At 72.3% G+C, this 11,508-nt stretch carries 14 protein-coding genes; 9 read left to right on the top strand and 5 right to left on the bottom strand.

The annotated features are described in order from the left end of the window. Nucleotides 1–42 precede the first annotated feature (42 nt). Nucleotides 43–228 (bottom strand): hypothetical protein, encoded by a 186-nt coding sequence (locus ACFYZL_RS02865; protein WP_384587624.1) that lies wholly within the window; start codon nucleotides 226–228, stop codon nucleotides 43–45. 165 nt (nucleotides 229–393) lie between these two features. On the opposite strand from ACFYZL_RS02865, the gene ACFYZL_RS02860 reads away from it, so the two are divergent. Both ACFYZL_RS02860 and ACFYZL_RS02855 read left to right on the top strand, forming a co-directional pair. Then, nucleotides 394–837, top strand: coding sequence for a nitroreductase family deazaflavin-dependent oxidoreductase (locus ACFYZL_RS02860; protein WP_384743278.1), 444 nt, complete (start codon nucleotides 394–396; stop codon nucleotides 835–837). Nucleotides 838–924: 87 nt separating this feature from the next. Next, nucleotides 925–1,290, top strand: a complete 366-nt coding sequence (locus ACFYZL_RS02855) for a DUF6083 domain-containing protein (RefSeq protein ID WP_384743280.1) — start codon at nucleotides 925–927, stop codon at nucleotides 1,288–1,290. Here ACFYZL_RS02855 and ACFYZL_RS02850 read toward each other — a convergent pair. Next, the gene (locus ACFYZL_RS02850) at nucleotides 1,244–2,230 is read right to left on the bottom strand and encodes a GlxA family transcriptional regulator (protein WP_384743283.1); all 987 of its coding nucleotides are present in this window, start codon (nucleotides 2,228–2,230) and stop codon (nucleotides 1,244–1,246) included. The genes ACFYZL_RS02855 and ACFYZL_RS02850 overlap by 47 nt on opposite strands. Nucleotides 2,231–2,345: 115 nt before the next feature. Here ACFYZL_RS02850 and ACFYZL_RS02845 point away from each other — a divergent pair, with 115 nt between their 5' ends. Continuing rightward, a complete protein-coding gene (locus tag ACFYZL_RS02845) occupies nucleotides 2,346–2,987 on the top strand; it encodes an MBL fold metallo-hydrolase (protein ID WP_384743285.1) in 642 nt (213 codons plus the stop codon). A gap of 29 nt (nucleotides 2,988–3,016) precedes the next feature. On the opposite strand, the gene ACFYZL_RS02840 is transcribed toward ACFYZL_RS02845, so the two are convergent. Both ACFYZL_RS02840 and ACFYZL_RS02835 read right to left on the bottom strand, forming a co-directional pair. Then, a complete protein-coding gene (locus ACFYZL_RS02840) occupies nucleotides 3,017–3,493 on the bottom strand; it encodes a macro domain-containing protein (RefSeq protein WP_384743288.1) in 477 nt (158 codons plus the stop codon). Between the two features lie 43 nt (nucleotides 3,494–3,536). Then, the gene (locus tag ACFYZL_RS02835) at nucleotides 3,537–3,800 is read right to left on the bottom strand and encodes a hypothetical protein (RefSeq protein ID WP_384743290.1); all 264 of its coding nucleotides are present in this window, start codon (nucleotides 3,798–3,800) and stop codon (nucleotides 3,537–3,539) included. Nucleotides 3,801–4,306: 506 nt separating this feature from the next. On the opposite strand from ACFYZL_RS02835, the gene ACFYZL_RS02830 reads away from it, so the two are divergent. Both ACFYZL_RS02830 and ACFYZL_RS02825 read left to right on the top strand, forming a co-directional pair. Further along, nucleotides 4,307–5,518 carry a pyridoxal phosphate-dependent aminotransferase gene (locus ACFYZL_RS02830; protein ID WP_384587597.1) on the top strand — a complete coding sequence of 404 codons (1,212 nt, stop codon included), beginning with the start codon at nucleotides 4,307–4,309 and terminating at the stop codon, nucleotides 5,516–5,518. A gap of 133 nt (nucleotides 5,519–5,651) precedes the next feature. Beyond that, nucleotides 5,652–6,056 (top strand): hypothetical protein, encoded by a 405-nt coding sequence (locus ACFYZL_RS02825; protein WP_388675431.1) that lies wholly within the window; start codon nucleotides 5,652–5,654, stop codon nucleotides 6,054–6,056. 224 nt (nucleotides 6,057–6,280) lie between these two features. Here ACFYZL_RS02825 and ACFYZL_RS02820 read toward each other — a convergent pair whose 3' ends face one another. After that, a complete protein-coding gene (locus tag ACFYZL_RS02820; RefSeq protein ID WP_384751167.1) occupies nucleotides 6,281–6,718 on the bottom strand; it encodes a hypothetical protein in 438 nt (145 codons plus the stop codon). 150 nt (nucleotides 6,719–6,868) lie between these two features. Here ACFYZL_RS02820 and ACFYZL_RS02815 point away from each other — a divergent pair, with 150 nt between their 5' ends. The 4 genes from ACFYZL_RS02815 (at nucleotide 6,869) to ACFYZL_RS02800 (ending at nucleotide 11,502) form a co-directional block, all read left to right on the top strand. Then, nucleotides 6,869–7,945 carry a hypothetical protein gene (locus ACFYZL_RS02815; RefSeq protein WP_384751170.1) on the top strand — a complete coding sequence of 359 codons (1,077 nt, stop codon included), beginning with the start codon at nucleotides 6,869–6,871 and terminating at the stop codon, nucleotides 7,943–7,945. A gap of 14 nt (nucleotides 7,946–7,959) precedes the next feature. Further along, nucleotides 7,960–9,150, top strand: a complete 1,191-nt coding sequence (locus ACFYZL_RS02810) for a toxic anion resistance protein (RefSeq protein WP_384751171.1) — start codon at nucleotides 7,960–7,962, stop codon at nucleotides 9,148–9,150. Nucleotides 9,151–9,341: 191 nt separating this feature from the next. After that, nucleotides 9,342–10,904: a substrate-binding domain-containing protein gene (locus tag ACFYZL_RS02805; RefSeq protein WP_388675859.1), complete on the top strand. Its 1,563-nt coding sequence runs from the start codon at nucleotides 9,342–9,344 to the stop codon at nucleotides 10,902–10,904. Continuing rightward, nucleotides 10,891–11,502, top strand: a complete 612-nt coding sequence (locus ACFYZL_RS02800; protein ID WP_384751174.1) for a hypothetical protein — start codon at nucleotides 10,891–10,893, stop codon at nucleotides 11,500–11,502. The genes ACFYZL_RS02805 and ACFYZL_RS02800 overlap by 14 nt, the downstream gene beginning before the upstream one ends. Nucleotides 11,503–11,508 lie beyond the last annotated feature (6 nt).

Here is an 11,508-nt window from a genome sequence, read left to right as displayed (position 1 = left end):
CCTGGCTGTGCGGGGCAGCGACCGTGACCGCTGCCGCCGGGACTACGGCAGGTACCGCTCGATGACCTGCGGACCCTCCTTCTCCATGAGCTGGCGCGCCTTCTCGACGCGCTCCGGAGTCGGGTCGTGGCCTGTCGCCATCACGAGGTCTTCGGGGTCGTACGGCCGTTCCCCGCCCGTGAAGAGCCGGTCCGACCGTGTGGGCTGCTCGTCGGGTTCACTGACCATCGCGTACCTCCTACGGGTTCCCCTGGCCCCATACTCCGGCCGACCGTCCATGAACGCACTTCGGACGGGTCGGCCCGGCGCGCGGGCGTGCGGTACGCGCCGACCGCATCCAGAATCGTTACTGCTCGTTAGCCGCCCGGGGGCCGGAATGCTAAGGACAGGTGAATGCACACACTCGACATCGACTGGGACCACCCCTCGGACCCGCCCCCCGGCCCGCGCCTCGACCACGTCCGCGCGTACGTGACGACGGCGGGCATCGACGGGCACCTGTGGCACGGGGTCCCGACCCTCCTGCTCACGACCCTCGACCGCGCCACCGGCCGCACCGCCCGGACCCCGCTGATCTACGGCGAGGACGTGGACCGGCTGATCGTCGTGGCCGCCGGATACGGCGCCCCGGAGCATCCCGCCTGGTACCGGAACCTCACCGCCCACCCGGAGGTCCACGTCCAGGTCGGCGCCATGCTCCTCACGGCCACGGCGCGCACCGCCACGCCAGAGGAGCGCGACACGTACTGGCCGATGATGGCCGGCCTGTGGCCCCCGTACGACGACGACCAGGCACGGACGGCCCGAGAGATCCCGCTGGTGATCCTGGAACGCTAGGCCGCCACTCGTTCGGGTCATTCCTCGGCCGATGGCCGGCGCGACCGTCCCTCCATCCGCTAACAACGGGGCGGTAAGGGGGGATGGTTGAACACGAACACCCGCAGGCAGGAGCAGCAGGGGCGCGGCGGCGACGGCCCGTTCCTCCTCGCCAAGGTCCTGGCCGACGCCCTCGTGACCGTGGTCCGGCAGCCGCAGTCACAGCCACAGCGGGAGGGCCGGCCCGCCGTGTGCCGGCTGTGCGGCGAGGCCGCGTTCTGGCACAGGACGGTCCGGGGCAAGTGGCTCCTCGTGCAGCCCGGCGAGCGGCCCTGCCACCTCGTACCGGCCGGTCGACGCTGGCGCATCGCGGGCGACGGCACCGCCGTGAACCTGGGCGCCTCCCTCCCGTCGGACACCTGCCGGGTCAGTCACTTCGACGTGTGCCCGGCCCGTCGGACGGAATCCGGGTGAAGGAGCGGCGGTAGACGCGGGGCGGCACGCCCCGGCGGCGTACGAACTGCTCGCGCAGCACGGCCGCGCTCCCGAAGCCGACCCGGCGGGCGATCTCCTCCACCGGCAGGTCGGTGGTCTCCAGCAGCTCCTCGGCGCCGCCGAGGCGCAGGTTCAGCAGCCAGGCGTGCGGGGTGGTGCCGGTGGCGGCGGCGAAGCGGCGGGCGAAGGACCGCTTGCTCATCATGGCGCGCCGGGCCAACTCCGCGACGGGCAGCGGCTCGTCGAGGTGCTCGCGGGTCCAGGCCAGCACCTCGGACAGCCGCTCGTCCTGGCAGTCGGCGGGAACGGGGGCGGCCAGGTACTGGGCCTGCCCGCCGTCACGGTGCGAGGGCAGTACGAGGTCGCGCGCGATGGCGTTCGCCGTCGCGGCCCCGTGCTCGCGCCGCAGCAGGTGCAGGCAGAGGTCGAACCCCGCCGCCGCGCCCGCGCCCGTCGCGATCCGGCCCTCGTCGACGTAGAGGGCCTCGGCCTCGACGGCGACGTCCGGGTGGCGGTCGGCCAGCAGCCCGGCGAACCGCCAGTGGGTGGTGGCCCGCCGCCCGTCGAGCAGCCCGGCGGCGGCCAGCGCGAACGCCCCGACGCAGTGGGCGGCGACCAGCGCGCCCCGCGCGTGCGCGGCCGACAGCGCGTCGAGCACGGCGGGAGGGGGCGGCGTACGGAAGTCGGCCCACGGCAGCGCGATCACGAGATCGGCGTCGGCCAGCCGCTCCAGCCCGTGTTCGACGGCGACCGGCACCCCGACGTCGGTGGGCACCGACCCGGGCCGCTCGGTGCACAACCCGAAGTCGAACCGCGGGAACCCCGCCCCGCGCACCCCGAACACCTCGGCGACGATCCCGACGGCGAGCATGCCGACCCCGGGTGGGGCGTAGGCGGCGACGGAGGTGAAGGGGGCCATGCGGGGAGTCTGCCACCGCCGCTCCCGGGCACCGTGACGGGGCTGGCACGATTCCCGCGATCACTGGCAGCAGTGCCACTCGTGAACGGCTCCTCGCCCGACCAGGATCGAGGACATGACGAACACGCAGACCAGCACGCAGACCACCGCGCAGGCCGCCGCAGGGACCGACGCGCCGCTCGGCCGCACCGCGACCTACACGATCCTGACCACCGGCTACACCCTCTCCACCGGCCCCGGGGTGGCCGCCACCGTCTCCTACGTCACCGACGGCGACCGGCACGTGATCGTCGACCCGGGCATGGTGGCGAGCCGCGACCGCATACTCGGCCCGCTCGCGGAACTGGGCCTCGGCCCCGACGACATCACGGACGTCGTCCTCAGCCACCACCACCCGGACAACACCATGAACGTCGGCCTCTTCGGTCGGGCTCGGGTCCACGACCACAAGGCCGTCTACGAGGCCGACCAGTGGACCGACCGCGATGCGGAGGGCCACGAACTCACCCCGTCCCTCCGGCTCATCCGCACCCCCGGCCACAGCCCCGAGGACATCACCCTCCTCGCCGGGACGGCGCAGGGCACCGTCGCCTTCGTGGGCGACCTGTGGTGGCGGCCCAACGGCCCGGTCGACGACCCGGTCGCCCCGGACCACGACGTCCTGCTCGGCTCCCGCCTCCGCGTCCTCGCCGCCACGGACGTGATCGTCCCGGGCCACGGCCCGGCCTTCCCGGCCGACGACACGGCGCCGCGCTAGGCCTGTCGTGACCGGAGACGTTCACGGCACTAGGCGTGGTCGTAGACGGTGACCTCCACGTCCCGCGCGCACAACCGATCGGTGATCAGCGGCTCGATCCGCGCCCACGTGCCGCCGGCGAGCCCGCACCCGATGCGGGGCATGTGCACACTGGCCCCGAGCTCGACGGCATGCTCCGCCAGGGCGGCGAGGCACCGCTCCACGGCGTCGTAACGTATCGGCGGCCCGCCGCTGCCGGTGCGTATCCCGCGCTGCCCGATCATGTTGGCGACCCACACGTCGGGCTTGACCCGCACCAACTGCACGGCCCCCAGCCCGAAGTCGTTCCCGCTGCGCCCCCGGTGCCACGTCCGGAAGGCGTTCTCGGGCTCGGGCCACCGCTTCGAAACGGCGAGCACGAACCCCTTGCCCCACCCTCCGAGGTCGTTGCACACATGGGCAATGATCTTGGGCCCCTTGGCCTGCGGACTGGTCGCGTCCCCGGCGATGATCCTGAGCGGCTTCATCCCCTCACGCTAGCCGCGCCCACTGACAACGGCCGGGGACGGTCTAGCGGGACGCGCGGCAGGCCGAGTTGGCGTCGTTCGCGGAGACGCCGGCCGCCTGGAGGCTCGAAACGCAGCTGGTCTGGTTGCCGATGGAGCCCTCGTAGCACGCCTGCGCGACATCGGCCGTGGCCGGCTTGCCGTGCGACATGACGCTCTGCTCGCACTGCTGGACGTTGGCGGAGGCGGCCGGGGCGGCGAAGAACGCGCCGCCGGCGGCGAGGGCCAGGCCGGCAAGGATGCTGGGGATACGGGCCGACGGACGCATACGGACGCACCTGCTCTCTCGCTCGGTCGCGCGGTCCGCGAGTACGCCGGACCACGGGCGGGGGCGGCGCGGAGCAGGCACTCCTGGGGGCGACCGGCTCGACGCATCGATCACCCCCGCCCTTCCGACGCTAGAACACCACCCCGTCGCCCGCACTCCGATCGAGCCGCCACCGACTCGATCGTCGGAGTGCGGGCCCGCCCCGGCCTGACCTTCCTCCGCGGGGCCTGCCGGACGAGCCGACGATCACCACGGCGCCGGTCCTCATCGGCACGGGCATCCCCTCTTCGGCGAGCTCGTCGGACCCCGAGGTGACGAGCGCAACATCGCGCGCCGCCGCTCCGGCCGCCCACACCCATTCCGCAGGCCGAAACGGGGGCCCGCCCCGGATTCCAAGGGCGGGCGGCACTGCCACCCGCCCATCGCGCGAAATGGGACATATCCCCCCTTCGCGTTCGGCCTAAATGACCCAGCGGGCCGTCGGCGGGACCCCGTAAGCTCCCGTCATGCAGGTGATCCAGTCAACGAAACTCGCCAATGTCTGCTACGAGATCCGCGGACCCGTCCTCGAAGAGGCGATGCGGCTCGAAGCGGCAGGTCATCGCATCCTCAAGCTCAACACCGGCAACCCCGCGGCCTTCGGCTTCGAGTGCCCGCCGGAGATCCTCGAGGACATGCTCCGCAACCTGGGCAGCGCCCACGGCTACGGGGACGCGAAGGGGCTGCTCTCCGCGCGCCGCGCGGTCATGCAGCACTACCAGACCAAGGGCATCGAGCTGGACGTCGAGGACATCTACCTCGGCAACGGGGTCTCCGAGCTGATCCAGATGTCGATGCAGGCGCTGCTCGACGACGGCGACGAGGTCCTCGTCCCCGCCCCGGACTACCCGCTGTGGACCGCCTCCGTCTCGCTGGCCGGCGGCACGGCCGTGCACTACCGGTGCGACGAGCAGTCCGACTGGATGCCCGACCTCGCCGACATCGAGCGCAAGGTCACCGATCGCACGCGCGCGATCGTGATCATCAACCCGAACAACCCGACCGGCGCCGTCTACGACGACGAGATGCTGCGCGGGCTCACGGACATCGCCCGCCGCCACAACCTGGTCGTCTGCTCCGACGAGATCTACGACCGGATCCTGTACGACGGAACCACGCACACGAACACGGCCGCCATCGCGCCGGACCTGCTGTGCCTGACCTTCAACGGGCTCTCCAAGAACTACCGCGTCGCGGGCTACCGGGCCGGCTGGATGGCCGTCTGCGGCCCGAAGAAGCACGCCGCCTCGTACATCGAGGGCCTCACGATCCTGGCGAACATGCGCCTGTGCGCCAACATGCCCTCGCAGCACGCCATCGCCACCGCCCTCGGCGGCCGGCAGTCGATCGAGGACCTGGTGCTGCCGGGCGGGCGGATCCTGGAGCAGCGCAACGTCGCGTACGACCTGCTCACCCAGATCCCGGGCGTGACGTGCGTGAAGCCGAAGGGCGCGCTGTACGCGTTCCCGCGACTGGACCCGTCGGTCTACAAGATCAAGGACGACCGGCAGATGGTCCTGGACCTGCTGCGGGCCGAGAAGATCATGGTCGTGCACGGCACGGGCTTCAACTGGCCCGAGCCCGACCACTTCCGCATCGTGACGCTGCCGAACGCGGTGGACCTGGCGGACGCGGTGACGCGGATCGGGAAGTTCCTCGACGGCTACAGCCAGCCGTAGGGAGAACCGCCGGTCACCGACGGGGGACGGAACGGAGCGGAACGGAACGCACTCAATCGATCAACAGGATTGAGCTCAACTTTAGAACGGATCCAATGTAGGATGGTCTCCTGACAACGCAGGAGGCCACCTCATGTACGAGCCGATCCGCACGAAGTCGTCGGTCGTCCACCGCATGGGCGCCGCCGCCGAAAGCACCACGGACTACCCGCAGCGCAGCCGCTCCGAGGCGCTGGACATCCAGCTCGCCGGACACCTGGCGGCGCTGCTCGCCGTGACCGACGAGCTCGGGCTCGCCGAGAGCGCCGCGGAGATCGCCGCCCAGGTGACGCGGCTGCGCGGCGCCGAGCCGACGCGGGCCCCGCAGGGCGCCGCGGAGGGCTCTTTGGCGCTGCACCAGCGCGCGCACGACCTCGCGGCCCGCGCGCTCCTCGTCGCCGCGTCCCGCGCCGACACCACCGTCGCGATCCTCGCCGCCGAGCGGATGGACGCGCACGCCGCCGTGCTGGAGTCCCAGGACCTGGCCGGCGCCCTCTGACGGCCCCGGTCCGGGGCCGCGGAGGCTCCGGACCGGGCGCCACGCCCCTGCGGGGGGGCTCGGCGGAACCAGCGGGCCCCTGCTGTGCCCGCACCCATACCGCGCGCCCGCACCCGCCCGGGCCCCCTGGGGCTCCGCCCCAGACCCCGCGCCTCAATCGCCGGCGAGGCTGGATTCGGCTGCTGCCGTCAGCCGAGAACGGCCGGATTGCCCGCTCGGCGGGGTCATCTCGCGGCGGTGAACTCCGCGGCGGCGGCCCCGCACCAGGGGGTCGTCGACGGCGGCCAGACCGGGCCCAGGACCTCCGCGTACTCCGTCGCGCCCGGGGCGACCCCCGGGATCTTCACCAGGGACTGCGCCCGACGGCCCCCCGCCTCCGCGGCGGCCCGGTCGCGGAACTCCACCGTGACGACGTACGCGCCCGCCCCCTCCGCGCGGCCCGTGGCCTCCACCGTCGCCGTGACCCTCCGGCCCGCCGGCTCGACGCGGCACCCCGTGACCCGTACGTACTCCAGCGCCGGCCGGGGCGCCGCCTCCCGCTGACCGCCGCCGCCGCTGGCCCACACGTACAACCCCAGCGGGGCGAAAACCAGCAGGCCCGCCAGGGTCACCAGACCCACCAGCCAGCCCTGCCACTTCAACGCGCTCTTGCTCGTGCTCATGCCCACGGCCATGCCCACGATCCTCCTCGGCGACCGGCCCGCCCACCAGCACCACCGGGCCCACACAGCATTTCGAAGTGGGACCGCCCCGTCACCCGACGTTCATTCAACTCGACGCGGAATGTGGGTTTCCGCGAGCACGCTGCACCCGTGAGACGCATCCTGGGAATCATCCTGGGCCTCCTCCTGATCGGCGGCGTCGCAGCCGTCGTCCTCCTCAAGGGACAGGGCCCGGAATCCACGGCAACGAAGACCGTGCGTGGCGTCATCGGCTCGGAGAAGTCCGACTTCTTCCGCGACCCTGACGTCGTCAAAGCCCTTGCCGACAAGGGCTACACCGTGAAGGCGGAATCCTCCGGCTCCTGGGCGATGGACAAACTCGCCCTCAAGGAATTCGATTTCGCCTTCCCCAGCAGCAGTGAGCCCGCCAAGGAGGTCGAGGCCGCCGCAGGGATCCAGGGAGCCCAGGAGGCCAAGCCCTTCTTCTCCCCGCTCGTCGTCATCGCCCGCCCGAGCGCCGCCAAGGTCCTCGCCGACGGCGGCCTCGTGAAGATGTCCGGCAAGAACACCGGGACCCTGCTCATGGGCCCCTTCCTCAAGGCGGCCGAGGAGGACCGCAACTGGCAGCAGCTGCCCGGTGCCGCCGCCCACCCCGAGCTGGCCGGCAGGGTGTTCGTCAAGACGACCGACCCGGCCACCTCCAACTCGGGCGCCCTCTTCCTCGCCCTCGCCTCCAACGTCGCCAACGGCAACACCGTCGTGGCCGACGACGCCGGGATCGAGCGGACCGCGCCGCTGATGCGCAAGCTGATCTCCGTACAGGGCGCCCTGGAACCCAGCACCGACGGCCCGTTCCGGGCCTTCGTCAGCGGCAGCGGCGAACCCCTGATCCTGGCGTACGAGTCCCAGGTGGCCTCGATGCTGCTCCAGCACCAGGACCCGGGCGAGATGGTCGTGCTCTACCCGGACACCACGGTCAACTCGGCGCACACCTTCGTGCCGCTGAACGAGAAGGCCCGTGACCTCGGCGCCCTCCTCACCACCGACCCCAGGCTGCGGGATCTCGTCATGCAGCGCGGGTTCCGCCCGCAGGAGGGCGCGGCCCAGTTCGCCGCCGCCACCGCCCCGTACGCCGACCACCTCAACTCGGGCCTGACCGGCATCCGCCAGGTCGGCACGCCCACCGTCAAGATCCTGATGGCGCTCGCACAGCGCGCCAAGGGCTAGGGGGGAACCACCACATGACACTCACGCCACCCGAGGACGGCACCTTCGTCCTCAGCGCTCCCGAGCCCGTCGCCCCCGTCCGCCGCGAGCAGGCCTCCGGCCTGGTACCGCTCCAGGACGGCGTGCGCGAGGAGATGGCCCGCCGCGCCGACGAGTACGTCGGCCGGCTCGCCGGGATCGACGCCCGCTCCCCCGAGTTCGTGACGCGGATCGGCGAGATCGCCGGGCTCGGCACGGCCGACATCCGCAGCGCCTCCCAGCAGTCCAACCGGATGCTGGAGCGGGCCGTGCGCTCCCTCGGCTCGGACGGCGGCGGCGACGCCCAGGCCCGGGTCGCCGGGTCGCTCGTCGAGCTGCGGCGCACCGTGGAGGACCTCGATCCGCGGGACGCTCCCGCGAAGGGGCTCGGCAAGCTGTTCTCGAAACTGCCGGGCGGCAACCGGTTCCGCGATCACGTGGCGAAGTACGCCTCCTCCCAGGCGACCCTGAACCGGATCGTCGGTGCCCTGCGCGGCGGCCAGGACGAGCTGCGCCGCGACAACGCGGCCCTGCACACCGAGCGGGCCCGGCTGTGGGAGACCATGGGCAAGCTCCAGGAGTACGCGGTGCTCACCGAGGCACTGGACACGGCCGTCGGGCAGCGGATCGCGGACACCGAGCTCACGGATCCGCAAGCGGCCGACGCGATGCGGGCGGACGTGCTGTTCCCCGTACGGCAGAAGCACCAGGACCTGTTGACGCAGCTCGCGGTGTGCGCGCAGGGCTACCTGGCGATGGACGTCGTCCGGCGCAACAACGAGGAACTGATCAAGGGCGTCGACCGGGCCGCGACGACGACGGTGTCGGCGCTGCGGATCGCGGTGATGCTGGCCTCGGCCCTCGACAACCAGAAGAAGGTGATCGAGCAGGTCAACGCGCTGAGGGGGACGACGGAGGAGCTGATCCGGGGGAACGCGGAGATGCTGTCCTCGCAGAGCGGCGAGATCCAGCGGATCGCGGCGGATCCCGCGGTGGGGGCGGAGACCCTGCGGGTGGCGTTCGCGCAGATCTACAAGACGCTGGACGCGATCGACACGTTCAAGGTGCAGGCGACGGAGAGCATGGCGGCGACGGTGGAGTCGCTGACGGACGAGTTGCGGTCCGCGTCCGACCATCTGGCGCGGACGCGGACCGCCTCCGCCCTTGAGGGGGGTGCGTCGCAGTGAGCGGAGCCGAGCCCGGGGGACGGCCGCTGCGCGGGGCTCTCCCCCACCCCGCCCCTTCCCGAGCCAGGGGCTGCGCCCCGGACCCCGCTCCTCCAACGCCGGAGGGGCCGGATGTCGCCCGGCGGAGCTGGAGGAGGCGGCGAAGCCGGATCCGGCGGCGGGCCTTGGTGGCCGCGTTGGCGGTCGTCGGGATGGTGGCCGCAGCCGGGTGCAGTTCCGAGTCGTCCGGGGCGGGCGGCGGGCCGAAGCCCTCCGTCTACAAGGACGGCACGCTGCGGGTGCTGGCCTCCAGCGAGATCGCCGACATGAAGCCCGTGCTGGAGCAGGCCAAGAAGGCCACGGGGGTCACCGTGGAGCTGACCTGGTCCGGGACGCTCGACGCCGTCGAGCAGGTCGCCTCCGGGAAGGCCGACGGGAAGTACGACGCGATCTGGCTGTCCTCCAACGACTACCTGCGGCTGCGCCCCGAAGCCGCCGGGAAGCTCGCCAACGAGACCCCGGTGATGTCCTCGCCCGTCGCCCTCGGCGTCAAGCCGGAGGCGCTGGCGCGGCTCGGCTGGCAGCCCGCCGACGTCACCTGGTCCAAGGTCCACGAGGCCGTCGCCGCCGGGAAGCTGACGTACGGGATGACGGACCCGGTGCGTTCCAACTCCGGTTTCTCCGCGCTGATCTCGGTGGCCTCGGGCCTCTCCGGCGCGCAGGCCGCGCTGACCGACGCGGACGTGAAGGCGGCGCAGCCGAAGCTGAAGGAGTTCTTCTCCGGGCAGAAGCTGACCTCGGGCTCCTCGGGGTGGCTGGCCTCCGCCTACGCCAAGCGCTCGGACGTCGACGCGCTGGTCAACTACGAGTCCGTGCTGCTCTCCATGAACCGGGACTCGAAGACGAACCTGCAGGTCATCCGGCCGGCGGACGGTGTGGTCACCGCGCACTACCCGCTGACCCTGCTGACCTCGGCCCCGGCCGGGGCCCGCGAGTCGGGGCGGGTGCTGACGGACTGGCTGCGCGGGCCCGAGGCGCAGCAGGCGATCACCGCGCAGACGTTCCGCCGGCCGGTCGCGGCCGGGGTGTCCCCGGCGGCCGGGCTGGGCGCGGACAAGCGGCGCGAGCTGCCGTTCCCCGGTTCGCGGCAGGTCGCCGACGGGCTGCTGGCCTCGTACGAGAACGAGCTGCGCCGGCCCTCGCGGACGGTGTACGTGCTCGACACCTCGGGTTCGATGTCGGAGGAGGACCGGATCGGGCGGCTGAAGGCGGCGCTCACCGACCTGACGGGCACGGGGACTTCGGAGACGGGGCACCGGTTCCGGGACCGCGAGGAGGTCACGCTGCTGGCCTTCGGTTCGAAGGTGAAGTCGACCCACCCGTACGTGGTGGAGCCGGGCCGGCAGCAGGCCGCGCTGGACGCGATCCGCGCCGACATCAGCGGCCTGAAGCCGGAAGGGGGTACGGCGATCTACAGCAGTCTGGAGGCGGCGTACGAGCACATCGGCAAGGGCGGGCAGGACGCCTTCACCTCGATCGTGCTGATGACGGACGGGGCGAACACGGAAGGGGTCGGCGCCAAGCACTTCGACTCCTTCTACGCGGGGCTGCCCGAGGAGCGCAAGGCCACGCCGGTCTTCGCGGTGCTCTTCGGGGACTCGGACCGCAAGGAGCTCACCCACATCACCGAACTGACCGGCGGTCGGCTCTTCGACGCCACCGGGGGCAACGGTTCGCTGAACGGAGCGTTCGAGGAGATCCGTGGCTACCAGTAGCGGCAAGGTGCTCCGGTTCCTGGAGTCGAAGAAGAACCTGGCGGGCAGCGCCTGCGGCGTGGCCGGCGTGGGCCTCGCCCTGACGGGGGTGGCCGGCGCGTGGTGGCCGGTGGTGGTGGCGGGGCTGTACGGGGCGGGCGCGCTGATCGCCCCGCCGGAGCGGACGGCGCCGCCGCCCTTCGATCCGAACGCGGAACTCGACGTGCTGCGGGCGGACTTCGGGCTGCTGCGCACGTACCTGTCCGGGGTGGAGCTGCCGCGGGCGGCCGGGGACCGGCTGACCGAGCTGTTGGGCTTCTACGAGGCGCTGCTCGATCCGGGCTGGGTGGCGGAGGTCCTCGTCGCCGATCCGGAGTCGGTGCACGCGGTGTCGCGTGCGGTGCGCCGGGACGTGCCGGAGTGCGTGGACACCTACAACCGGACGCGCTGGTGGGCGCGGCTGACGCCGGGCGGCGAGTCGCCCGAGCGTCAGCTGGAGCGGCAGCTGGACCTGTTGCACGCGGAGGCGGAAAGACTGACGGCCGACCTCCGCGAGGCGGAAGCCGGCCGTCAGCAGTCGCACACGACCTATCTGGAGGAGCGCGGACAACGCTCCTGAAGGAGG

Source organism: Streptomyces sp. NPDC001717, assembly GCF_042892775.1.
Classification (GTDB): Bacteria; Actinomycetota; Actinomycetes; order Streptomycetales; family Streptomycetaceae; genus Streptomyces.
This window is presented reverse-complemented; position numbering and strand designations above follow the sequence as displayed.

Excerpts from the sequence above, each read along its gene's own strand:
- ACFYZL_RS02865 (WP_384587624.1), bottom strand. The coding sequence starts at position 228 with ATGGTCAGTGAACCCGACGAGCAGCCCACACGGTCGGACCGGCTCTTC.
- ACFYZL_RS02860 (WP_384743278.1), top strand. The coding sequence starts at position 394 with ATGCACACACTCGACATCGACTGGGACCACCCCTCGGACCCGCCCCCC.
- ACFYZL_RS02850 (WP_384743283.1), bottom strand. The coding sequence starts at position 2,230 with ATGGCCCCCTTCACCTCCGTCGCCGCCTACGCCCCACCCGGGGTCGGC.
- ACFYZL_RS02845 (WP_384743285.1), top strand. The coding sequence starts at position 2,346 with ATGACGAACACGCAGACCAGCACGCAGACCACCGCGCAGGCCGCCGCA.
- ACFYZL_RS02840 (WP_384743288.1), bottom strand. The coding sequence starts at position 3,493 with ATGAAGCCGCTCAGGATCATCGCCGGGGACGCGACCAGTCCGCAGGCC.
- ACFYZL_RS02835 (WP_384743290.1), bottom strand. The coding sequence starts at position 3,800 with ATGCGTCCGTCGGCCCGTATCCCCAGCATCCTTGCCGGCCTGGCCCTC.
- ACFYZL_RS02830 (WP_384587597.1), top strand. The coding sequence starts at position 4,307 with ATGCAGGTGATCCAGTCAACGAAACTCGCCAATGTCTGCTACGAGATC.
- ACFYZL_RS02825 (WP_388675431.1), top strand. The coding sequence starts at position 5,652 with ATGTACGAGCCGATCCGCACGAAGTCGTCGGTCGTCCACCGCATGGGC.
- ACFYZL_RS02820 (WP_384751167.1), bottom strand. The coding sequence starts at position 6,718 with ATGAGCACGAGCAAGAGCGCGTTGAAGTGGCAGGGCTGGCTGGTGGGT.
- ACFYZL_RS02810 (WP_384751171.1), top strand. The coding sequence starts at position 7,960 with ATGACACTCACGCCACCCGAGGACGGCACCTTCGTCCTCAGCGCTCCC.
- ACFYZL_RS02805 (WP_388675859.1), top strand. The coding sequence starts at position 9,342 with ATGGTGGCCGCAGCCGGGTGCAGTTCCGAGTCGTCCGGGGCGGGCGGC.